The sequence below is a fragment of the Bradyrhizobium sp. LjRoot220 genome, from assembly GCF_964252915.1.
Classification (GTDB): domain Bacteria; phylum Pseudomonadota; class Alphaproteobacteria; order Rhizobiales; family Xanthobacteraceae; genus Bradyrhizobium.
Genome location: NZ_CAXUPS020000001.1, coordinates 1,404,770 through 1,426,229 on the forward strand (window position 1 = coordinate 1,404,770; position 21,460 = coordinate 1,426,229).

Consider the following 21,460-nt stretch of genomic DNA (forward strand, 5'->3'; position numbering starts at 1 on the left):
CCATGAAACGCCGCGTCGCCATTCTGATCTCCGGGCGCGGATCGAACATGGCCGCGCTGATCGATGCGGCCAAAGCGCCGGATTTCCCGGCCGAAATCGTCACCGTGATTTCCAACCGCACCGATGCCGCGGGCCTCGCAAAGGCCGCCGCCAGCGGCATCCCCACGAGCGTGATCGAGAGCAAGCCGTTCGGCAAGGATCGCGCCGGCTTCGAGGCCGTGCTGCAGCGGGCGCTCGATGAAAACAACGTCGAGCTGATTTGCCTCGGCGGATTCATGCGGCTGTTCACCGCCGAATTCGTGGCGCGCTGGTACGGCAGGATGCTCAACATCCATCCCTCGCTGCTGCCGTCCTTTCCCGGCCTCGATCCGCATGGCCAGGCGCTCGCGGCTGGCGTGAAGATTTCCGGCGCCACGGTGCATTTCGTGATCCCGGAAACCGACGCGGGGCCGATCGTGATGCAGGGCGCGGTCGCGGTCGCCGATGACGACACCGCCGAGACGCTGGCGCTGCGCATCCTCGGCATCGAGCACCGCATCTATCCCGAGGCGCTGCGGCTGCTCGCCAGCGGCAGGGTCCGCCTCGAGGGCGATGTCTGCAGGGTCTCCGGACAGGCCGCGCCCGACGGAACCCTGGTTTGGCCCGTCCTGGACTAGTCTTGGACCAGGCTAGTGCCACCCAGTCCAAGACACTGTGGCCGCCGAACCACAACGGCTTCTATTCAGTCCCCGGCGAGCCCCGTAAGCAATTGACGCTCCGCACCATCTGGGCGCAAATCCGTGACAGCCGACCGGCTTGTCGTGCACGGTTTTCGAGCCGGCGCTTTTTTCGGGCGGGCGCTTTTTTTTGGAATGAAATTGATGCGCTGCGCATCGCGGGCGGAGAGGATCGGGGGCGGCAGCGCATTGGCGCGACTGGCCGCGATCATGTTCGTGCTCGCTTTCGGCATGACGTCCGCGCACGCGCAAGTGAGGCCGACGCCGACCCCCACACCGACCCCTTCGCCGACACCGACCCCCACACCGTCGCCGTCCCCGACGCCGCAGATGATCAATTCAACGGTTGCCGCGACGGCCACCATCGCCAATCTCGGCAGCAATTTCCTGGAGCGATTCGGCAACACCAGTGGCTTTTCCCGCATGTTGCGGACCAATCCCGGCGGCGGCGGCGCCTCCGAGGCTGCGGAAACGCCGCGCTACCGCACCTGGTTCGAAGGCTACGGCATGTCGGCGAATAACGGTCCGCTCGGGTTCTTCGCCGGCGACACCCGCAAGACCTGGGGCGGCGTTGCCGGCATCGGCGCGCGCGTCGCAACCGGCATCAATGTCGGTTTCTCGGTCGACCAGAGCCGCACCGACATCGACGTGCCGCTGGCGTTCCAGTCGGCCAGGATCGATCTGACCCAGCTCGGCTTCAACGCTTCGGTCGATGCCGGGCCATGGACCTGGGCCAGCGTGATCGTGCACGGTTTTGGCAACGTCAATGCGCGCCGCGATACCGGTTTGGGTGTTGCGACCGCCGGCTACAATGCGAGGCTCGACGGCGTGCTGAGCGAGATCAGCTATTACTGGTCCAAGGACCAGTATCGCGTCGTGCCCAAGGGGGCGGTCGAATATGTCCGCGCCCAGAGCGGATCGCAGCAGGAGTTCGGCGGCCTTGATCCGGTGTCGGCGACCGGCGCCACCGTGCAGCGTTTTCGCGTGCTGGTCGGCGCCGAGGTCGGGCATTACTGGATCTTCGACCAGAAGATTCTCGACCTCTCGGCCTATGGCAAGTTCGTCAACAACGTCGTGCAGAATTTTTCCGACGTCACCGTCAGCCTCGGCGCCCAGAGCGTGACCTTCCAGGGCATCGGCGAAAGCCAGTACGGCGCCGATGCCGGCGCCTCGGCTTCGCTGAGCCTGACCAACACCGCTCGCCTCTACCTCAACTACGACGCCAAATTCCGCGCCGCGATGCAGTCGCACCAGGGCACGTTCGGGGTTGAGTTGAAGTGGTGAGTTCTTCTCCCTCGCCCCGCTCTTGCGGGGAGAGGGTCGGGGTGAGGGGCTCTCTCCGCGCGAGCGGTGCAAGTTGATGGACCTGTACCCCCTCACCCGGATCGCAAGGGCGATCCGACCTCTCCCCGCAAGCGGGGCGAGGTTGAAGTGAGCGACGCCACCGGCGTCTCAGACAAGTCGCGCCTCAAACCGCCTTATCCCGGTCCACCCGAACCACGCGGCCTTTTTCGATCGCCAGCGCCAGCCTTCCGTGCTTCAGCGACAGCGCGGCTTCGCCGAACAGTTCGCGGCGCCAGCCATGCAGGGCGGCGACGTCGGCGGCATCGTCGTTGGCGATCTGTTCGAGATCGTCGACGGTGGCGATCACCTTGCTGGCCACGGCATGCCGCTCCGAGGTCATGCGCAGCAGCACCTTCAGCAACTCGACGATCGCCGCGCCATTTGAATTGCCGCGCGGCTTTTCGATCTTCGGCAGGCTCAAAGGATCGCGGGCGATGCCGCGCTGCACGGCGGCGATGATGTCGCTGCCCCATTTGGAGCGGTCGAAACCTTTCGGCAGCGAGCGCAGATTGGCAAGGCGCTCCAGCGAGGTCGGCGCATGGGTGGCGATGTCGCCGACCGCATCGTCCTTGAGCACGCGTGAGCGCGGCACGTCGCGGCTTTGCGCTTCCTGCTCGCGCCAGGCCGCGACTTCCATCAGCACGGCCAATTCTTTGGGCTTGCGCACCCGTGTCTTGAGCCGCTCCCAGGCGCGCTCGGGGTGGAAATCATAGGTCTTCGGCGAAGTGAGAACTTCCATCTCCTCGCTGACCCATTCGCTGCGGCCGCGCTTCTTCAAATCGGCGTCCAGCGCCGCAAACACGTCGCGCAGATGGGTGACGTCGGAGACCGCGTAATGCATCTGGTCGGATGTCAGAGGCCGGCGCGACCAATCGGTGAAGCGATGCGTCTTGTCCGGCCGGTGGCCGGTGATGCGCTCGACCAGCTGGTCATAGGCGATGCTGTCGCCATAGCCGAGCACCATCGCGGCCACTTGTGTATCGAAGATCGGGTGCGGAATGGTGCCGGACTGGTGCCAGACGATCTCGATGTCCTGGCGCGCGGCGTGGAACACCTTCAGGACCGCCTCATTGCCCATCAGTTCGAAGAACGGCTTGAGGTCGATGCCCTCGGCCAGCGTGTCGACCACGACGGCTTCGTCCGCGCTCGCCATTTGCACGACGCAGAGCAGGGGATAGTAGGTCGTCTCGCGGAGGAACTCCGTGTCGACGGTGATGACCGGGTGCTTGGAGAGGCGATCGCAGGCAGCCGCGAGGTCGGAAGTGGTGGTAATCAGATCCATGAACAGTCCATGACGCTTACGACAGGCGTTCTGCCGAAAGCGCTGGTATGTCAAGGGTCTTGGGGCAAATTTTGGCCCGGAATAAGAGGCAAAGCACCGCTTTCTGCGTGCGCTTTGCGGCAGGACGCGCTTGGGGCGCGCCTGCAAACGTCGGTTCCGGCCAGGGAATCGAAGGGTGGCCGGAACAGAATTACTCGTAGCGGGCGTGCTTTGACGGCCGGCGCCCCGAGGGCAGCGCGAGCACGACGAGGCAGAGCGCCACCATCATCAGCCCGATGAATTCGATGGCAAAGACGTTCAACGAAAAGCCGTCCACGACAATCTCCCCCAGTACGATGGTTAGATTTGTCGGGAGTGGATTGATGGGTTGTTAATCGGAATGGTTAAGCGCGCCGCGCGTCCGGCAATGGTGGATGGGCGCTTAAGAAGTGGGGTTAACGGGGTGGGAGTGAGTGCTCATCGTTCGGCAAGACAGCGTGTCAGAGGACAGCGTCGTGGACGCGCTCGTGGAGTTTGTCGATCGCACGGTTGTCGCGGCGCTGCGGCGTCCATAGCGCGATCGCAGCATTGGTTCGTGATGATGTTTCTCAAAGTGCGGACGAGCCAAACGCGCTGTTGGATTTCCGCTAACACCCGCGATCGCAGCAGGCGCATTCGCCGTCGCGGTCGGGTTGCTCCCCAGGACCAGCATTTCATACCGCCTGCATGGGGCCGGCGTGCTCGGCGGGAGCGGTCTCTTCGCGTTCCAAAGGCAGGGTGAAATGAAATGCGGCGCCGCAAGGTTTATTTGCGTCGGCCCAAATCCGTCCACCCTGCGCTTCGATGATTGAACGGCAAATGCTTAGTCCCATGCCGAGGCCACTGGACTTGGTCGTGTAGAATGCGTCGAAGAGGTGCTCAAGGATCGCCGGATCCAGTCCCGGACCGGTATCCCGCATGCTGACGAGCACGCCGTTCGAGGCGTCTGCGGCCGTGCTGATCAGCAAATCCCGCGACCCCTCGCTGGCGCCGTTCATCGCTTCGATAGCGTTGATAATCAAGTTGAGGATCACCTGTTGCAGCTGGACCCGATCCGCTTGAATGGGCGGCAAGCCCTCTGCGAGCTGCGTCCGCACCCAGACGCCGTTCTGCACCGCTTCGCCACGGGTCAGGGCTATGACCTCGAGGATCGCCTGGTTGATTTCCAGGCTCTCCTTCCGCGGGGGAGCTTTCTTGATGAGGGCCCGGATCCAGCCGATGACGTCGCCGGCACGCTTGCCGTCATCCGTGATCTGACCGAGGATCCGCCGAGCCTCGTTCAGGTTCGGTGGCTGAGCGCCTAGCCAGCGCAAGGCGGCCTGGGCGTTGAGCACGGTCGCGGCGATCGGCTGGCTGACTTCATGGGCGACCGAGGCCGTCAGCTGCCCCATCGTGGCGACGCGATTGGCGTGGGCGAGTTCCGCCTGCGCGGAGCGCAAGGCCTCTTCGGCCCGCTTGCGTTCGGTGATGTGCCGCCCGACGCCGCGGTAGCCGACGAAGCGCCCCCTCTCGTCGAACATCGGCAGCCCCGAGACGGACACGTACCGCTTACTGCCGTCGGGGGCAGGCCGCGCGAGCTCAAAATCACGGAACGGCAGGTGGGCATCGAGCGTCTCCCGGTGCTTGCGCCAGGCCTCTGCGTCGGGCTCCAGGTAAGGCACCTCCCAGCGCGTCTTTCCGACCTCGGAGCCCCACGCCGGCGCGTCGGCAAGGGTCTCGGCGAACTCCTGGTGCACAAACCGATGCTGCGCGTCGGTCTCCCAGTACACATCGAAGGAGAATTGCACGAGGGTGCGAAAGCGCTCCTCGCTTTGCCGCAGCGCCTCTTCCGCCCGCTTGCGCTCGGTCAGATCGAGGACAAAGCCAACACCTTGATTTGTACCTGCTTCGAACATCGCCCCGCCGATCAGCACGGGCACGCGGCTTCCGTCCTTCCGCAAGTACTCTTTCTCGAACGGTTGCGCCGTCCCGATCCGCTTCAGCTCTGCCACGGTACGTTCGTCGCGGTCACGCCATTCCGGCGGTGTCAGGGAGGTCCGGTGCAGGCGACCCGCAGTGAGGTCCTCCCGGTCGTATCCCACCATGCGGAGAAACTCGTCATTGGCCTCAAGAATGCGCCCGTCGACCTCCCAGATGATGATCCCGATGATGTTGGCGTCGACCAGGCGCCGGATCTTCCTGTCACGCTCTTCGATATCGCTCTGGAGCTGGACGTTCTCCTCTGTCGCTTTTCGCCGCCGCTTCGCTTCGAACCGTGCGAGCGCCAGCGCTACCCCTGCCAGGACCGCGACAACGATGACAGCCGTAGCGATCAGCCAGGCTTTGCGTTGTTCGAGTGCCTTGGCGCGCCTCTCCTGATCCACGCCCAGGAAGCGCTCGTGGTCCACCATCTGGTCGATTTGCGACCGGATCTCGTCCAGGCTGCGGATCATCGCCAGCGCTGCCGGCCCAGAGGTGGTTCGGGCAGTATTGACGATGTCATCGATCTCGCGCAGTTTTGCTGCAACGGTCAGCGCCAGATGTCCCGCACGATGGTTCTGCAATGGATCGTTCGCTACCAGAGCCTGGAGCGCCTGGGCGTCTCGGCGCACGCTTTCGTCGGAGACGCCATAGGCCTTGAGATATGAGGGGTCCAGAGTCAGCAGATACCCGCGCCTTTGGGCCTCCACGTCCGCGATGAGTGTCCGCAGCCGATCCAGCGTCTCGAGCACCTGGCGACCACGCTCGAACAAGAGATCTGCCGCTTGTCGCTCCTGCCAATATCTGAAGCCGAGAAACCCGGTCGCGACAACCACAGTTAGAAGAACCGCGACCACCAGCGCCAGCGGACGCGCAAACCACCGAGAGGACTGGCTCAGAGTGACTGGCATTGGCCTGGTCTTCGATGCTCGCGTGAGCGATTATTTTCCGATGCCGACGCAGAACATTGCTAGTATAATGAAAATATAGCCGCGGTCCGCGGGGTGAGACGGGAACCGGCAAGCTCCACCGTGCAGATTACACGCAAGGAGCCAGAACGTCACGGCTAAGGCCCGCCCGCGTGTTGTGAAGGCCGATCCCCGGCAGGAGCAACCACATGGCTCCAAGTGAAAAGTCGCCTGAAAAGTTGCCCGAAAGGTTTCCGAGCAGGCCAAGCTCGGCCAGCAGGCGGAGCGTCGTCAAGGGATTGGGCGCGGCGGGGGCGACATTGCTGGCGCTCGCCATCCAGCCGCGGTGGGGTTTTGCAGAGGATGCCGCCGCGAGCTATGCCAAGGCCGCGATAGATTGGAAGCAATTTGCGGGGCAGACGATCACGCTCGCGGGCGCAATCCACCCCTGGTCGAACGCGATCACTCCACTTTTGTGGGACTTCACCAAGCTCACCGGTATCAGCGTCGTTACCGACTTCCGGCTGGAGACCGCCTATCTGGGCGCACTGCCGATACAGCTCAACCGTGGCAGCAGCACGCCCGACGTGTTCATGTGGACGACCTATGGCCAGGGCATCTCGGCAGGATGGCTCGAGCCGCTGAACGGCTATTATTCCGACAAGTCGCTGACCGATCTCGGCTGGTACGACGAGAGCGACCTTCTCAATACGGCTCGCGCCTTTCCGCTGTGGTCGGACCGCGAACGCTACGCCGTCCCAATAACCTCCGAGGCGGTGACCTTGTTCATCAACGGTGATGCGCTGGCAGCCAAGAACCTGCCGGTTCCCCAGACTTTCGAAGAGCTGCTTGCCACCGCCAAGAAGGTCAAGACCAACGAGATGTCCGGGATCGCCATGCGGGCGCAGGCCGGCGGCAATTCGTCGGTACCGGCCATGAGCTTCGTGTTCTCTTATGGAGGGCACATGGTCAAGGACAAGAAGGCCGCTTTCGCGAGCCCGGAGGCGATCGCGGCCGTCGAGATGTTCGGACGCCTGCTCAGCCAAGCCGGGCCGATCGGCGTGGGCAGCTATGAATGGTACCACGTGTTGGACGACTTCCTTCAAGCAAAGACGGCAATGGCAATCGACAGCAGCAACTTCGCGACAGACATCTCCAATCCAGCCAAGAGCCGCGTCACGAAGCAGGCTGGGTTTGCAGCCTTTCCGCATGCCGCCGGGCACGCATCCGTCCCCTTCATGTCGCACTGGCAGGCGTGCATCAATTCCAAATCACGAAACAAGCGCGCAGCTTTCCTGTTTCTGCTGTGGGCGACAAGCAAGGCCACCTCGCTGCAGACCGCCGCGGCGGGGCTCGCGACGACACGCCTGTCAGCCTGGTCAAGCGAGGACTTCAAGAAGGCGTTCGGCCCGCAGGCCGCCGCAGCAGCGCTGACCAACTTGCAAAATGCCGACGTCGATCGCGCGAAGGCGATTCTTTTCCACCCGCAATCTCGACCCATCATGGACGCCTTCATGATCGGCGTGAATGAAGTCGTCTCGGGCGCGAAATCGGCGAAGATTGCCATGACCGCCGCCGCCGAGAAGGCCAATGCGGTGATGCGCGGATAGTCGAGTCCGCTTTTGGGGTCGCGGGCACCCGGCATTTCCCCCGGAAGCTGTCACACCATCAGGTCGTGCGGCGCATGAAGAGCGGCGGCGCTCGCAAACGGTTCCAGAGCGAATTTGAAATTGTCATCCGCGGGTTGTCCTGACAGCGATTGCACAAGCGTCTGTGCTCCCGTCGACGCCGCCAGCTGTTCGACTCCTGCAACATCCTGGCCTTGGCTGCTTGCCGCTTGGGCAAAATCCACATCGGCCGGATCGATGACGTTTGAACCGTCAAGGCCGGAAATCTCGTCCTTGAACTGGAATGAATCGGCAGTGCCGGACGAGTAGAAATGATGTCCATCGTTGGTGCCGTGGATGGTGACCGTCAGCCTCAATCCGTTCCGCCGTGAAAACTATCCAACCAATTGCGCGTCTGTTCGTCAGTCCAGCCGGGCACAGCGTAGCCTTTGGAGACGGCAACCGGCTGAGCCGAGCGTAAGTGCCCCGCGTGCGGTTTGGCGTGATGCACCTTTGCGGCGTTGGCAGAAGCACAAAGGGCAATCAAAAGGCCTAAGGCCAAAACCGAGCGCATTGCATTTGCTCCGGGCGAACCGATGCTATGCGAGGTAATGCGAGGGCCGTACCGCCGCAATCCGTATTGGCTTCACGATCTTGTGGTGTTTGCGGAGCAAGCAGCCCTACAAGAGCGCAGCGATCCTGCGCCGAGGCGTTGGCTCGTCTGTCCAAAGCTTGTTAACATCACGTCATCATGTCTTCGAACGCCACCCAGCTCAGCAAATTCCTAAGCTTTGTGCTCCGGCACGAGCCTCACTCGATCGGTCTCGTGCTGGATCAACAGGGTTGGGCTCCCATCGAGGAGGTGATCGCGAAGGGGAATGCCGCCGGAACGCCGTTCAGCCGTGCTGATTTGCTGGATGTCGTTGCGACCAGTGACAAGAAGCGGTTCTCTCTGTCGGATGACGGGCAGCGCATTCGTGCCGCTCAGGGGCATTCGGCGGTCGTGGACCTCGGTCTCTCGCCGCGGGAGCCGCCCGGCGTGCTGTATCACGGGACGGCGACGCGGTTCGTGGACGCTATCTTGTTGGAGGGGTTGAAGCCGCAGGCCCGTCAACAGGTGCATCTGTCGGTCGATCCAGCAACAGCGCACCGCGTCGGCCAGCGCCATGGAAAGCCAGCGATCTTCAAGGTTGAAGCGGCTCACATGCACAGCAAAGGTTTTGCATTTTTCATCGCCGACAACGGCGTATGGTTGACCGATCGGGTACCGTCCGAATTCCTGGTGCTCTCCTCGCCAAGCGAGTAGCCCGCTGATGCTGGTTCGTGAGGTCAAACATGAAAGCGTATCTGGTGCTCGATTTGTCGGTGAACGACTTCGCCGGTTTCAGAAAGTACATCGCCGAAATCCCAGCGTTCATCGCAAGGCACTCCGGAAAATACATCGTTCAAGGGGCTCAGCCGACGACCATCGAGGGGGATTGGAAGCCAGAACGCATGGTCATCATTGAATTTCCGGAACGCGCCAACGCGGAAGCGTTTCTGGGCGACTCCACCATTCAGGACCTGTTCAAGGTGCGCCACGATACGACGACGAGCAAATTGGTGCTGGTCGATGGCTGCAGCTTGCTGCGCGCCTTCCGCGTGAGAGATTTCCCGGATGAACGCGGCGATACTTCGGGAGGCGCCGCGACTCGCCTGCATGAGCCGTCGGCGGCGCTGACCATCCGTCGGCTCATCTGCGCTACATGCCACTACATCTAGCCCGACGGGCAAATCACTTCCGATTGACAGAAGTCGTGTCAAGCCCTCAAATAAAAAATATTTCGCTTTTACAGAAACACAAATCAGTTTATATCTTCGGGTCCACGCCGCCGTCATCGTGAAGGTACGTAGCCGCCCGCGCTCGCTGGTCGCCGAACTGATCGCCGTGAAGGTATTGTGTGGATTATCGACGTCGGTGTTGGTGAGCGTGCCGGTCGCGGTCGGCGCGGCATGCGGCGCCCAGCGACGACGTCACTGGCCTCGATCGCAGAGCCCGTCGTGGCGCCGGAGACGATAGCCGCGTCGTTGGTGCCGTTGATGGCGATCGTAAAGGCCCGATCGAGAGCGCCGCCGAATCGTAACGGTGAAGTTCGTCGCCGTGGGTGACGTCAGCGCATTGATCGCGGCACTATCCGGAACGAAATAGGGCGCCGCCGGTGCTGTTGACATAAAGCGTGCCGTAGGCGTCGGTCTTCGACATCGTGGCGTCTACCTCGTCCGTATCGTGCTGCCGGCGGTTCCTCCGCTGATGCCGTAGGTCAGGCGCCGCGCCGCTCACTGCTGGCGACGAATGTGCCGGCTGTCGCAGCAAATGTGTCAATGCGCGCGGTGTCGACTTCGATCGGCCCTGTCACGGCATTCAGCACCGGCGGCGCAGGTGGCGGTGGGGCGGCGGACGTGGCCGATAATGATCTCGGGCACAAGGATGGCGGCCGACGGGATGGGCGGAGCGACCTTGCGCCGAGGAGGCCCGTCGTCCTCGATGAAGTCTGGATCGGCTGCAGCGGCAACTGATCGGCGAAGGAAGCGAGCTCGACCTCGTCGATCCCAGGCCTTCTTCGTAGGTGGCGGAGTGCGTCCCCTGGTGGCCTGCAACCTCGCCATTCGCGCCGCCGAACAGACCCGGCCACGCTGACCCCGACCCTTGCGAGCGCAGGACGATCGTTTCACCGGGATCCTCGACGAGGAAAGACCGCGGAATGGGCTCCTTGGTTACAAGTCGAAGCTTCCGTGCCCAGATCCTTGTAGGTGATCCGGCCATCATCCAGGAAGATGACATTCGGGAATCCGCGGCATGCAGTTCCTTTGCCGCTGTGCGAGTGAGGGCTGTCAGCCACAGCAGGTTGCTCCCACCCCGTGGTGTTGGCCGCTTGCGCGCGCCGTACTGGCCGCTGTCTGAATGTTGCTGATGACGAGAGGCGCGGCCGCAGCGGCCTTACGCTCGTCCCCCCTCTCGGCGTAGGACCCTGCTGACATGAGTTCCGTCCCGGCCTGTTTGCGGCTTCAAATAGCGCGCGCGCGTTGGCCTTTAGACCCAAAAAGAGGTACTCATTTTGGTGGATGGCCGGTTCGGACGGCCCGACATAATACGCGATGCTGTTCTTTCGGCCGATCATCCAAGACCTGGCCGGCGGCCACATGAACAGGATCTTCTCAGGAAGGGGGATCATGTGCAGAAATGCCATTGCCGCATTGGTGACGAGTTTCGTCTTGGCGGTATCCGGATTGGGTCCGGCTAGGCGCAGCGCGAGCTCGCCACACCCGCTGTTCAGGAGCTCACATCCAAACCCATTGGAAAAGTTATAGTCGCCACGGGCTCGGTCACCATTGAACGTGCGGGTGCGGTGGTCGTGGTGCAAATGTCGGCGGTCAGCCCGGACAGGCGAAGGTCGGTGATATCGTTTATGAGGGCGACGTGGTCGCAACCGGCGCCGACGGCCGGCTTGGAATCAACTTACCGATGGCCTGGCCGTTCAACCTGTCGAACAACGCTCGCATGGCCTTGAACGAGTTCGTGTATGCCCCAAACGGAAGTCCAATTCGAGTTTGTTCAGTGTGACAAAGGAACCTCACTTTTATGGCCGGCAAAGTCGCGAAGAGCGGTGATATGAAAGTCGACACCCCTGCTGCGACGTTGGGCATTCGAGGCACGACGCCACACCTGGAAATTCTGGGCGATGGCACGTTCAGGTTTTCCACCCTCATTGAAGAGGGCAAGAGCAAGGTCACGCGAAAGCTCCGGACAGCCACCGAGCAGCAACCCGAACCACGGTCCCGTTCCAAATCAAATCTGAAGTCAAATCTGGACACGGATCAGAAGGCAAATCTGAAGATCTGCCGGGGTGCTAGGCGATCGACCGGGCATGCCCTGATTCCGGAACGGAAAGCCTGATATGGAATTTTTGTGCAAGCAGGCGCATTGTCCTCGGCCTTATTGATCCTCATCTTGCTGCTGCCGGGACCGCTGGCGCAGAACTTGAAGAGGAACTATATCGAGCATATCGCGTTGTGCAACGGCTCGGATCGCACGTCGTCGAACGCCGGATCGATGCTTGCACAATGCCGATCGGTTCGATCAGGTCACGGCGGCTGCCTCGGCTATCGCCCAGCCAACGGGCAACGCCTATGCTCAACGGCGACTACGATCCGCGCCCTTCAGGATTTCGACTGCTGATAAAGCTCAATCCAACTGATGCCAGGCCGTTCAACAACCGCGGCATGACTCTACCTGAAGAAGGACGATTACGACCTCGCGATCAAATCTCTCGATGACGCGATCAAGTTCAAACCGGACTACGGCAGGGCCTCGCCAACCGTGTGAATCTACCTGAAGAAGGGCGAGTACGATCGCGCTGGGTGCGCAGGGATTATGACGAGGCAATTCGTTTTGAGCCCAATTCTGCCAGCAGGCGCGAGCGGCCGCTGGTGGACACGCGCTGTCCTCGGCGCATTGGCTGCGGCGCTGGCGGACTGCAACAAGGCGCTTCAGTCGGGAGCTGATAACGCCGAGACGTTTGACCCCTGCGTGGACTGGATTCACCTGAAGATGGGGCAACTCGACGCGCCATCGACGATTATAATTCTGCGCTGCGATCCGATCTCGAAGCTGGCGAGCGCGTTTCATGGACGTGGCTGCTGCTGAGGAAGGGCGATAGGCTGGTGAAGATCGCGACATCTCGGCGGCAAAGGCAATCGAGGCTACGATCGGTGATCAGTTTATGCGCTATGGGGTGACCGCTAAACGCAATGCTGGGATTTAAGGCTTGTGGGCTCACGGCCGCGCCCCGCATAGCTCGTAGAATGGGTAACTGTAGGGCGGGGTCTCTTTAACCCGCCATCTTGCATGGAATGCGGCGGGTTGCGCGAAGTGTCCTGCGCAGCCTTGGTCTGACCGCTTCGATTTTCGCGAGGGTTTTCGCTTCCATTGCTCTGGCAATCTGATGTCGTAATCGGTTTGAAGGTTCAACCAGAGCTTGGCGAAGCCGAAGGCCTTCGACAGCGATAAGGTGTCGGCGGCAATTCCGGTCTCCTCGTTCGCCAGTCGTTCAATGCGCGTCCGCGGAACACCGCAGTTTCGCCAGTGCACCTGACGATACCCGAGCGGCGTAAGAAATTCTTCCCGAAGAACTTCACCGGGATGTATGGGAGCTAATTTTTCGCCATTGGCGGTTCTCCCAGCGATAATCATCATCCACCAATCGCCCTTTGGTCCATCCGGAGTCCAGACAAAGCACAAATCCGGAATTGATCGTTGACGCGGATTGAGTGTTGACCCGCGCGATCACCCCTGAGAGCTTCCGGGCCGGTTGTCGGGGCGGTACGCGCACCCAGGCATGTGCGCAGCATGTAGAAATCGGAGCTTGCGGCGGGCGACCTTGATCAAGTCCGCGGGAAAAACCCTTTCGACTGCGCCATTAAATACGTCTTCCGTGAGGGAATCCTTAAATCCCTTTGATCATCACCAAATGTAACAAGATTTGATACGCGCGTCAATGAGATTGTATCGTAAAGCTACGAGCGCAGGCCCTCCACGGCGTGGTATGCGGGATCGCAGCAAGCGTGTGACGCGATATGCCGCTATGCTCACCCGGGTCGCAGGCCACTACATTCAACCCGACGGGCAAATCACTTCTGATCTACAGAAATCGTGTCAATCCCCAGAATAAAAAATATTTCGCTTTCCCAGAATGGAAAATCAGTTTATATCTTCGCCCATCCCGTCCCGCCAGAGGGGCGTATCATGATCGTCACGATCGTTGGGACGGGTCGCGGTGGACGCTGGTAGTGCCGATAACGAACGGCACGAGAGCGTACGGCAAAGACGAGTGGTCCTGACGCCCTTAGGCTGGCGTCAAGTTGCGCCGAAATGAATCCGACGCAGCGACGGTGGCAACAGAGTATAGGCTCACCGGGGAGAGCTCGTTATAAGCCGTAAAGCCATTACGCAGGGAATGTCGGATGTTCTCCGCTGCACCCGCGATCTCGTGTGCACCTTTGTTTGTGCACTTCGCACACGAGATCGCGGGTGCAGCGCGCACCCGGTCTTCCCTGCGCCCTCTACTTGGAGAGGGCGGGAAGTTTCCAGCAAACCTCGGGCGATCAGCGTCGCGAGAAGGCGAAACTGTTTCCTCGTCATTGCGAGGAGCGCTTGCGACGAAGCAATCCATTCTTCCTTTTGCGTGGTGAAATGGATTGCTTCGCTTCGCTCCTCGCAATGACGGATGGACGGTTCGCAGTTCGATGGGTAGAGCCCGAGACTGGGCAAGAATCCGCGGTTACGCTTTGGGCGCCGAAGCGGAAGCAGATGATCGTTGAGTTTCGGCCAAATTTACCGAGGCGCTTCATGAAGGCGCTGAAAAATGGCGGCGGACGTGACAGGGCGCAGAACGTGCAAAATCGCCCTCGGCCGCCCGATTGGCAAAGAAATGACAAAGCTGTCGAAGCCGAGGATGTTGAGCGTGCGAGAGATTGTAGCAGCGCCATCAGGCCTGATCACCGCGGACCTTGTCGAAGCCACGGACCAGGAAGTGGCGATAGCCAGCGCGGCATTTGAGCGTGCCAAATGGGTGTCGACCAAGCAGCTCGCTGGCGCATAAACGCCGGGCTTCTTCACCTGTTCCCGGTGACGATCAATCACCTCTTCGTGCTGCCAGCGATAGGGATGGTGCGCTTGTCCTGCTTTTGACCAAGCGCATTGCGCGCAGGTGACAAGTCTTGCAAACGGATTTGTAAGCTCACATAGCGGACATCTTGCCGGCCAGCCGGGCTGGTCTTGACGCCCTTCATCGGTTTCAACAGAGCGTCCGCAGGACAGCGATAAACATTGGCTTTCGCGTCATAGTCGAACGCTTCATGGGTGAAGCGGCCCTGTTCCTCCAAGTTCCCTGTTCGCTTCGGCGGCGGGACATAGGCAACAATGCCGCCTTCCTCGCATTCTTTCAGGGTCGCGCCATTGTAATAGCCGGTGTCGGCGACCGCCTGCAGCGTCTCAACCCCAATGCTCCTTTGCCGCTTTGCCACTTCGTAAAGCTGGCCCGTATTTGCCATCGTTGACGACATCGCTCGGACACGATCAGCTTGTGCTTGTCATCGACCGCGATCTGACGTTGTAGCCTGCGAGGACATGGCCTCTTTCGACAAAAGCCGAGCGTCCGCACTGCGGGTCGACAACTGGGTCTCGCCGCTGTCCTTCAGTCGATCGAGATCGGCCCAAGCTTTCGCCCGTTACGTCATCAATGCCGCGAGCTTGTCCGCAACCTCGCCGCCATATTCCCGCCTCGCCATCTCCGGACGAATGCCTTCCTCGGTGGCGTCGTTCGCTTCCAGCGCCGGCCATAAGCCTCGATGTCGCGATCGATAGCCCGCTGCTCGGCGAGCCGCTTCTTCGTCTTGATGCTCGCCTTGCCTGCGTCGCCATGGAAGAAGGCGTCGATCGCCAGCAAGCTCGCCGCCCAAAAGCTGGAGTTCGCGCAGCAGGAAAAGAATTTCCTGGTCGCCAATTGAGCGCCGCCCAGTTATCCCGGCGAAGCCGGCGATGGTCCGCAGCCCGGGGTCAGTCCCTTGAGCAGCCACATAAGTTGCGTCGGATTCATTTCGGCGCAGCGACGGTGGCAACAGAGTATAGGCTCGCCGGGGAGAGCTCGTTATAAGCCGTAAAGCCATTGCGCAGGGAAGGCCGGGTGTTCACCGCTGCCCTGTATGCTCGTGTGCAGCTTTCTTAGCACAATTCGCACACGAGATCGCGGGTGCAGCGCGCACCCGGTCTTCCCTGCGCCCTCTCTTTTCCGAGGGCGGGAAGTTTCTGGCAAAGCTCGGGCGCAATGCGTCGCGAGATCGTGAAGGTGTGTTTGGGGTACCGTCATTGCGAGGAGCGCTTGCGACGAAGCGATCCATTCTCACTTTCTGCGCGGCGCGATGGATTGCTTCGCTGCGTTCGCGATGACGGATGGACGGTTCGCAGTTCGATGGGTAGAGCCCTTGCGAAACCCATCACGTTTCGGATCGCGATTGATGGGTATCGCTACGCTCCACCCATCCTACACGCTACAACGACTTCACGTCCCGCAGAACGTCTGCATCACCCGCTGTTCCGGCAGCGGCGGATCGGCGTAACCGGCGAACGCCGGCTGGTCCTCGAACGGTTTTGCCAGCACCGTCAGCAATTCCTCGAACGGCGCGTAATCGTCGTTGTTGACGGCGGCCTGGATCACGGCTTCGACGCGGTGGTTGCGCGGGATGAACGCCGGATTGACCGTGCGCATCGCGGCGCTTCGCTCGGTTGCCGATTGCGGCTCCGCGGTGAGGCGCTGGCGCCAACGTGCCGCCCAATCGTCAAAGGCGGCGGGATCGAGGAATTGCGCCCTGACGCTGTCGTCATCGACATCAGCGGCCGCATCGCCGAGGCGGCGGAAGGTGAGGGTGAAGTCGGCCTGGTTCTTCGCCATGGTATCGAGCAGGTCCTGCACCAGCGCCTCGTCGCCGTCGCGCTGGCTGAACAGGCCGATCTTGCCGCGCAGCCCCGATTGATAAGCGGTGGTGAATTTCTCTGCAAACTCGCCGAGGATGAACTGCGCCTGTTCGATCGCATGGTCCTTGTCGTCGGACAACAGCGGCAGCAGGCATTCGGCCAGCCGCGTCAGATTCCACAGCGCGATCTGCGGCTGGTTGGCGTAGGCGTAGCGGCCCATCTCGTCGATCGAGGAGAACACCTGCGCGGGATCGTAATGGTCCATGAACGCGCACGGGCCGTAATCGATGGTCTCGCCCGAGACCGAGCAATTGTCGGTGTTCATGACGCCGTGGATGAAGCCGACCAGCAGCCAGCGCGCGACCAGATCGGCCTGCCGCGCCACCACGCCTTCGAGCAGCGCGTGATAGGGGCGCTCGGCCTTGGCGGCTTCCGGATAATGCCGCGCAATGGCGTGGTCGGCGAGTTTCCGCACGCCGTCGGTGTCGCCGCGCGCGGCGAAAAACTGAAACGTGCCGACCCGGATGTGGCTCGCGGCGACGCGGGTCAGCACCGCGCCGGGCAGCATGGTTTCGCGCATCACGTTCTCGCCGGTGATCACGGCCGCGAGCGAGCGCGTGGTCGGAACGCCCAAAGCAAACATCGCCTCGCTGACGATGTATTCGCGCAGCACCGGGCCAAGCGCGGCGCGGCCGTCGCCCCGCCGGGAGAACGGCGTCGGCCCGGAACCCTTGAGCTGGATGTCGCGGCGGACGCCGTCGGCGTCGATGACTTCGCCGAGCAGGATCGCCCTTCCGTCGCCGAGCTGCGGCACGAAATGCCCGAACTGGTGGCCGGCATAGGCCATCGCGATCGGATCGGCCCCCTCAGGAACCCGTTTGCCGGCCAGGATCTCGGCGCCTTCCGGGCTCGAAAGCAGCTCCGGATCGAGGCCGAGATGGACGGCCAGCGCCCGGTTCAGCTTGATCAGCCGGGGGGCGGCCACGGGTGTCGGCGCCACTCGGGCGAAAAAGTTCGCCGGCAGTGCCGCATAGGTGTTCTGAAACGGGAAATGGACGGTCATGGCCATAAAGATAGGCGCGCCCGGCCAATAGGCAAAGGGCACCCGTTCGCCCGCCCTAAAACGCCACTTTTGGGCCAAAACGGGCGCCGCCGCTGGTTGCCGCCCCCGGCCTCGTCGGGTAAACCCTGCCGCAATTCGGCAAGGGCTTTGGCCCTCGATTCGACCTCCAATATCAGTTTTTGGGATTTCCATGCATCGCTACCGGTCACATACATGCGGCGCGCTCCGTGAGAGCCACATCGGCGAGACGGTTCGCCTCTCGGGCTGGTGCCACGTCATCCGCGACCATGGCGGCGTGCTGTTCATCGACCTGCGCGACCATTACGGCATCACGCAGTGCGTGGCCGACAAGGACTCGCCGGCGTTTGCGGAAGTGGAAAAGTTCCGCTCGGAGTGGGTGGTGCGGATCGACGGCAAGGTGCGCCATCGTCCCGAAGGCACGGTCAATGCCGATCTGCCGACCGGAAAGGTCGAGATCTACGTCAGCGCCATCGAGGTGCTGGGACCGGCCGCCGAACTGCCGCTGCCGGTCGCCGGCGAGCAGGAATATCCTGAAGACATAAGGCTTAAGTACCGTTTCCTCGACCTGCGTCGCGAGAAACTGCACCAGAACATCATGACCCGCGGCGCGATCGTCGATTCCATGCGCAAGCGGATGAAGGAGCAGGGCTTCTTCGAGTTCCAGACCCCGATCCTGACCGCGTCCTCGCCGGAAGGGGCGCGCGACTTCCTGGTGCCGTCACGGATTCATCCGGGAAAATTCTATGCGCTGCCGCAGGCGCCGCAGCAGTACAAGCAGCTCTTGATGATGTCGGGCTTCGATCGCTACTTCCAGATCGCGCCATGTTTTCGCGATGAAGACCCGCGCGCCGACCGCCTGCCGGGCGAGTTCTATCAGCTCGACGTCGAGATGAGCTTTGTCGAGCAGGACGACGTGTTCACGGCGATGGAGCCGGTCATCACCGGCGTGTTCGAGGAGTTCGCCAAGGGCAAGCCGGTTACCAAGAACTGGCGGCGGATTCCGTTCGCAGAAGCCCTGAAGAAATACGGCAGCGACAAGCCGGATTTGCGCAATCCGATCGAGATGCAGGACGTCTCCGAACATTTCCGCGGCTCCGGCTTCAAGGTGTTCGCGCGAATGCTGGAAGACCCGAAGAACCAGGTCTGGGCGATCCCCGGCCCCGGCGGCGGCTCACGCGCGTTCTGCGACCGCATGAACTCCTGGGCCCAGGGCGAGGGCCAGCCCGGCCTCGGCTACATCATGTGGCGCGAGGGCGGCGAGGGCGCCGGTCCGCTCGCCAACAACATCGGCCCGGAACGTACGGCGGCGATACGCAGCCAGCTTGGCCTCAAGGAAGGCGATGCCGCGTTCTTCGTCGCCGGCGACCCCGACAAATTCTGGAAGTTTTCAGGCCTCGCCCGCACCAAAGTGGGCGAGGAGTTGAACCTGATCGACAAGGAGCGGTTCGAGCTCGCCTGGATCGTCGACTTCCCGATGTACGAGTATGACGAGACTGAGAAAAAGGTCGACTTCTCGCACAACCCGTTCTCGATGCCGCAGGGCGGCCTCGATGCGCTCCTCGGGCAGGACCCGCTGACCATCAAGGCATTCCAGTACGACATCGTCTGCAACGGTTTTGAGATCGCCTCCGGTGGCATCCGCAACCACAAGCCCGAGGCGATGGTGAAGGCGTTCGAGATCGCGGGTTATGGCGAGAAGGACGTCGTCGAGCGGTTCGGCGGCATGTACCGCGCGTTCCAGTACGGCGCCCCGCCGCATGGCGGTATGGCGGCCGGCGTCGATCGCATCGTGATGCTGCTGTGCGGCACCACGAACTTGCGCGAAATCTCGCTGTTCCCGATGAACCAGCAGGCCGTCGACCTGCTGATGGGCGCGCCGTCCGATGTCGCGATCAAGCAGCTGCGCGAACTGCACATCCGGCTCAATCTGCCGGATAAAGGCTAGAGACCGGTCGAGGCCTCGATCCGGAATTGCGCCAGCGCAGTCATCGGATCGGTGTTCATGAACTCGTTGAGTTGCTGGACCGATACCTTGCCGAGCGGCGTGAGCTTGACGTTCAACGTTTGGCGCGGGGTCTCGACAAAGCGAGCGACGGTCTCCAGCGCCGCGAGCACCTGCGGATTGGCCGCGGCCTGTTCGCGGCCCGCCCGGATCATGTCGACGATGACGCTCCGCGCCGCCTCGCGGCTGACGCTCTGGAGGCGGGCGTATTGCGCGACCGCAAGGTCGATGCCGCCGGTATCGCGCAGCGCGAGGTCGATCGTGCCGGCCTCGATCTGTCCGGCCATGGCCGCGGCCTGTACCGCGTTGGGCGAGAATACCCCGCGCGGCACGTTGGCGAGCGAAAGGCGCAGCGACGCCCTGGCGATGCCGCCAAGGTCGAGCGTCACGGGTTCGAGGGCGAAGGCACGGGACGCTTCGGTCCAGGCCGCGCCGAGATCGAGGTCGATGGCCGCCTTGTCGAGGCCGGCCGTGACCAGCACCTTCTGGCCGGGATCGCGCGCGTCCAGCGGGGCCGACATCTTCAGCGCCAGCCGCAACTTGCTCGGGATCGGCCCGACGAACTGGCCCCAATCGAGGTTGAAGGCGTCGATGTTGACCGGCCGGCCGGTGTCCCTGAACGGCGCCGCGAGCGCCTTGAGCTCGACACCCTCGATCAGCGCCAGCATCGCCAGCGCCTGGTCGGGCGGCGGCTGCTGCGATGGGTTGGAGAACAGCGCCGACATCCGCATCAGGTTGGCGACGTCGAGCGATTTGAGCGCAAAGCGGCCGACCTTCAGGGGACCCTGCGGCGTGCGGCCGTCGAGGCCCTCGATCGCGAATTCGTTGACCTTGCCGCTGTCGAGGTTGAAGCGCATCGCGGAGAGTTTGAACGGCCCCTGCGGTGTCTCGACCGCGAGGCCGTGCATCTCGGCATTTCCGATCCGCATGCCCTCGTACAGCCCGGCCACCTTGTCCAGCATCGCGCGCATTTGCGCCGGTGTTGGAGGCGCCGCGCCGGCCGGCGGGATCATCGCCAGCAGATCCGGCAGTTGCATGCGCGACGGCCGCAAGCCGACCTCATCGATCGTCATGCCGTCGATCCGCATCTTCAGGCCTTGTCCGGACGTCACGACATAGGGCCCCGTCGTGACCTGCCGGTAGGCCCGGTAATACTGGTCGTCGCTGGACTTGCTCGGGTCAAACAGGGCGGCCACCGCTGTTGTGTCGATGTCGAGGGCCGCGATATTGGCGAGATTGCCGGTGAGCTTGTCCGGCTTGCCCCTTGGCGGTTGGCTGTTGATGGTGAAAACAACACCGTCAACCTTCATGCTGGCGACCTTGCCGTCCTTGATGCCCTGCATCGCAAAGCCGGAATAGGCGACCTCGCCGCCGCCCGGCGCCGCAACGCCGGCGTTGATGGTCCCGGTAAGGCTGGCGGCTGTGATGGACGTCGCTGTGACGCCTGCGAACTGCTCGAGTCCGGACCGGTAGAGGTCGGCAAAGGACGACGAAGCCGGCGGCCGCTGCACGCTGGCGGGGCCGGAGAAATCCTTCACGCTGATCTGCGGCACCTTGTAGGCGAAGCTCAAAGCCGGCTGCGGGGCCATCGCGGCGTCGATCTCCAGATCGGCGATTTCGATGCTGTCGGCGGAGAAGCGCGCCGCGTCCGGCTGGCTGACGCCGGAAGCCGTGAGGCTGCCGACCTTGATGCTGACCGGAGGTTGCGCAGCCGATTGCGCCGTTATCTCGGCGATCGTGACCGTGCGGCTCAGCAGGTCGAACGAGACCTTGCCGCGGCTCGCCTTGCCGCCCGCCGCACGAATCTGCTCGAGCGCGGTATCGATCTCGCTGGCGATGCGATGCTGCGTATAGAACTGAAAGCCGAAGAAGCCTCCCACCGCGATCACGATTGCGGCAACCAGGCCGCTCAGAATCTTTATCATTCGGGCAGCTCCGATTGTCGGCTGGGCGGAGGGCAATTTGCCGTTGTCGGTCGAACGACCGGGAGAGGGAGGGGCCCATGCTAACGGGTTCGATCGTTTGCGTCGA

At 62.4% G+C, this 21,460-nt stretch carries 18 protein-coding genes and 1 pseudogene; 9 read left to right on the plus strand and 10 right to left on the minus strand.

All coding sequences use genetic code 11. The features are described from left to right. Nucleotides 1-2 precede the first annotated feature (2 nt). Nucleotides 3-656, plus strand: coding sequence for a phosphoribosylglycinamide formyltransferase (purN, locus tag ACSQ84_RS06065; RefSeq protein ID WP_436210711.1), 654 nt, complete (start codon nt 3-5; stop codon nt 654-656). 65 nt (nt 657-721) lie between these two features. Here purN and ACSQ84_RS06070 read toward each other — a convergent pair whose 3' ends face one another. Then, nucleotides 722-1,081 carry a hypothetical protein gene (locus tag ACSQ84_RS06070; RefSeq protein ID WP_436210712.1) on the minus strand — a complete coding sequence of 120 codons (360 nt, stop codon included), beginning with the start codon at nt 1,079-1,081 and terminating at the stop codon, nt 722-724. Here ACSQ84_RS06070 and ACSQ84_RS06075 point away from each other — a divergent pair. Beyond that, nucleotides 1,047-2,000: an autotransporter outer membrane beta-barrel domain-containing protein gene (locus ACSQ84_RS06075; protein WP_436210713.1), complete on the plus strand. Its 954-nt coding sequence runs from the start codon at nt 1,047-1,049 to the stop codon at nt 1,998-2,000. The two genes, ACSQ84_RS06070 and ACSQ84_RS06075, sit on opposite strands and share 35 nt — an antisense overlap. 184 nt (nt 2,001-2,184) lie before the next feature. Here ACSQ84_RS06075 and rnd read toward each other — a convergent pair whose 3' ends face one another. The 3 genes from rnd to ACSQ84_RS06090 all read right to left on the minus strand — a co-directional run bounded on the left by rnd (nt 2,185) and on the right by ACSQ84_RS06090 (nt 6,230). Beyond that, nucleotides 2,185-3,342, minus strand: coding sequence for a ribonuclease D (gene rnd / locus ACSQ84_RS06080; protein WP_436210714.1), 1,158 nt, complete (start codon nt 3,340-3,342; stop codon nt 2,185-2,187). A gap of 190 nt (nt 3,343-3,532) precedes the next feature. After that, a complete protein-coding gene (locus tag ACSQ84_RS06085) occupies nt 3,533-3,658 on the minus strand; it encodes a hypothetical protein (protein ID WP_283813701.1) in 126 nt (41 codons plus the stop codon). A gap of 376 nt (nt 3,659-4,034) precedes the next feature. Continuing rightward, nucleotides 4,035-6,230 (minus strand): PAS domain S-box protein, encoded by a 2,196-nt coding sequence (locus tag ACSQ84_RS06090; protein ID WP_436210715.1) that lies wholly within the window; start codon nt 6,228-6,230, stop codon nt 4,035-4,037. 317 nt (nt 6,231-6,547) lie between these two features. On the opposite strand from ACSQ84_RS06090, the gene ACSQ84_RS06095 reads away from it, so the two are divergent. Next, nucleotides 6,548-7,837, plus strand: a complete 1,290-nt coding sequence (locus ACSQ84_RS06095) for an ABC transporter substrate-binding protein (protein ID WP_436210716.1) — start codon at nt 6,548-6,550, stop codon at nt 7,835-7,837. Between the two features lie 50 nt (nt 7,838-7,887). Here the strand turns inward: ACSQ84_RS06095 and ACSQ84_RS06100 are convergent, their stop codons facing one another. Continuing rightward, nucleotides 7,888-8,211, minus strand: a complete 324-nt coding sequence (locus tag ACSQ84_RS06100) for a hypothetical protein (RefSeq protein WP_436210717.1) — start codon at nt 8,209-8,211, stop codon at nt 7,888-7,890. A gap of 374 nt (nt 8,212-8,585) precedes the next feature. On the opposite strand from ACSQ84_RS06100, the gene ACSQ84_RS06105 reads away from it, so the two are divergent. The 3 genes from ACSQ84_RS06105 to ACSQ84_RS06115 all read left to right on the plus strand — a co-directional run bounded on the left by ACSQ84_RS06105 (nt 8,586) and on the right by ACSQ84_RS06115 (nt 11,768). Beyond that, entirely contained in the window at nt 8,586-9,140 is a 555-nt protein-coding gene (locus tag ACSQ84_RS06105; protein WP_436210718.1) for an RNA 2'-phosphotransferase, read from the plus strand. A gap of 29 nt (nt 9,141-9,169) precedes the next feature. Beyond that, a complete protein-coding gene (locus ACSQ84_RS06110) occupies nt 9,170-9,595 on the plus strand; it encodes a DUF1330 domain-containing protein (RefSeq protein WP_436210719.1) in 426 nt (141 codons plus the stop codon). A gap of 1,858 nt (nt 9,596-11,453) precedes the next feature. Continuing rightward, on the plus strand, nt 11,454-11,768 hold the full coding sequence (locus ACSQ84_RS06115) for a hypothetical protein (RefSeq protein ID WP_436210720.1): 315 nt from the start codon (nt 11,454-11,456) through the stop codon (nt 11,766-11,768). 879 nt (nt 11,769-12,647) lie between these two features. On the opposite strand, the gene ACSQ84_RS06120 is transcribed toward ACSQ84_RS06115, so the two are convergent. After that, a complete protein-coding gene (locus tag ACSQ84_RS06120; RefSeq protein WP_436210721.1) occupies nt 12,648-13,067 on the minus strand; it encodes a HigA family addiction module antitoxin in 420 nt (139 codons plus the stop codon). Nucleotides 13,068-13,079: 12 nt separating this feature from the next. Further along, a pseudogene (locus tag ACSQ84_RS06125) lies at nt 13,080-13,328 on the minus strand (type II toxin-antitoxin system RelE/ParE family toxin); the annotation flags it as partial. Between the two features lie 1,006 nt (nt 13,329-14,334). Here ACSQ84_RS06125 and ACSQ84_RS06130 point away from each other — a divergent pair. Next, a complete protein-coding gene (locus ACSQ84_RS06130) occupies nt 14,335-14,472 on the plus strand; it encodes a hypothetical protein (protein ID WP_436210722.1) in 138 nt (45 codons plus the stop codon). A gap of 37 nt (nt 14,473-14,509) precedes the next feature. Here the strand turns inward: ACSQ84_RS06130 and ACSQ84_RS06135 are convergent, their stop codons facing one another. Next, nucleotides 14,510-14,923, minus strand: coding sequence for a hypothetical protein (locus tag ACSQ84_RS06135; RefSeq protein WP_436210723.1), 414 nt, complete (start codon nt 14,921-14,923; stop codon nt 14,510-14,512). Between the two features lie 297 nt (nt 14,924-15,220). On the opposite strand from ACSQ84_RS06135, the gene ACSQ84_RS06140 reads away from it, so the two are divergent. After that, nucleotides 15,221-15,379 (plus strand): hypothetical protein, encoded by a 159-nt coding sequence (locus ACSQ84_RS06140; protein ID WP_436210724.1) that lies wholly within the window; start codon nt 15,221-15,223, stop codon nt 15,377-15,379. 551 nt (nt 15,380-15,930) lie between these two features. On the opposite strand, the gene ACSQ84_RS06145 is transcribed toward ACSQ84_RS06140, so the two are convergent. Beyond that, nucleotides 15,931-17,406 (minus strand): protein adenylyltransferase SelO, encoded by a 1,476-nt coding sequence (locus ACSQ84_RS06145; protein WP_436211189.1) that lies wholly within the window; start codon nt 17,404-17,406, stop codon nt 15,931-15,933. Between the two features lie 190 nt (nt 17,407-17,596). Here ACSQ84_RS06145 and aspS point away from each other — a divergent pair, with 190 nt between their 5' ends. Continuing rightward, complete coding sequence (gene aspS / locus ACSQ84_RS06150) at nt 17,597-19,372, plus strand: aspartate--tRNA ligase (RefSeq protein WP_436210725.1); 1,776 nt, start codon at nt 17,597-17,599, stop codon at nt 19,370-19,372. Here aspS and ACSQ84_RS06155 read toward each other — a convergent pair. After that, nucleotides 19,369-21,354: a hypothetical protein gene (locus tag ACSQ84_RS06155; protein ID WP_436210726.1), complete on the minus strand. Its 1,986-nt coding sequence runs from the start codon at nt 21,352-21,354 to the stop codon at nt 19,369-19,371. The two genes, aspS and ACSQ84_RS06155, sit on opposite strands and share 4 nt — an antisense overlap. Nucleotides 21,355-21,460: the final 106 nt, after the last annotated feature.

Excerpts from the sequence above, each read along its gene's own strand:
- purN (WP_436210711.1), top strand. The coding sequence starts at position 3 with ATGAAACGCCGCGTCGCCATTCTGATCTCCGGGCGCGGATCGAACATG.
- ACSQ84_RS06075 (WP_436210713.1), top strand. The coding sequence starts at position 1,047 with ATGATCAATTCAACGGTTGCCGCGACGGCCACCATCGCCAATCTCGGC.
- ACSQ84_RS06070 (WP_436210712.1), bottom strand. The coding sequence starts at position 1,081 with ATGGTGGCCGTCGCGGCAACCGTTGAATTGATCATCTGCGGCGTCGGG.
- rnd (WP_436210714.1), bottom strand. The coding sequence starts at position 3,342 with ATGGATCTGATTACCACCACTTCCGACCTCGCGGCTGCCTGCGATCGC.
- ACSQ84_RS06090 (WP_436210715.1), bottom strand. The coding sequence starts at position 6,230 with ATGCCAGTCACTCTGAGCCAGTCCTCTCGGTGGTTTGCGCGTCCGCTG.
- ACSQ84_RS06105 (WP_436210718.1), top strand. The coding sequence starts at position 8,586 with ATGTCTTCGAACGCCACCCAGCTCAGCAAATTCCTAAGCTTTGTGCTC.
- ACSQ84_RS06110 (WP_436210719.1), top strand. The coding sequence starts at position 9,170 with ATGAAAGCGTATCTGGTGCTCGATTTGTCGGTGAACGACTTCGCCGGT.
- ACSQ84_RS06115 (WP_436210720.1), top strand. The coding sequence starts at position 11,454 with ATGGCCGGCAAAGTCGCGAAGAGCGGTGATATGAAAGTCGACACCCCT.
- ACSQ84_RS06120 (WP_436210721.1), bottom strand. The coding sequence starts at position 13,067 with ATGATGATTATCGCTGGGAGAACCGCCAATGGCGAAAAATTAGCTCCC.
- ACSQ84_RS06135 (WP_436210723.1), bottom strand. The coding sequence starts at position 14,923 with ATGGCAAATACGGGCCAGCTTTACGAAGTGGCAAAGCGGCAAAGGAGC.
- ACSQ84_RS06140 (WP_436210724.1), top strand. The coding sequence starts at position 15,221 with ATGTCGCGATCGATAGCCCGCTGCTCGGCGAGCCGCTTCTTCGTCTTG.
- ACSQ84_RS06145 (WP_436211189.1), bottom strand. The coding sequence starts at position 17,406 with ATGACCGTCCATTTCCCGTTTCAGAACACCTATGCGGCACTGCCGGCG.
- aspS (WP_436210725.1), top strand. The coding sequence starts at position 17,597 with ATGCATCGCTACCGGTCACATACATGCGGCGCGCTCCGTGAGAGCCAC.
- ACSQ84_RS06155 (WP_436210726.1), bottom strand. The coding sequence starts at position 21,354 with ATGATAAAGATTCTGAGCGGCCTGGTTGCCGCAATCGTGATCGCGGTG.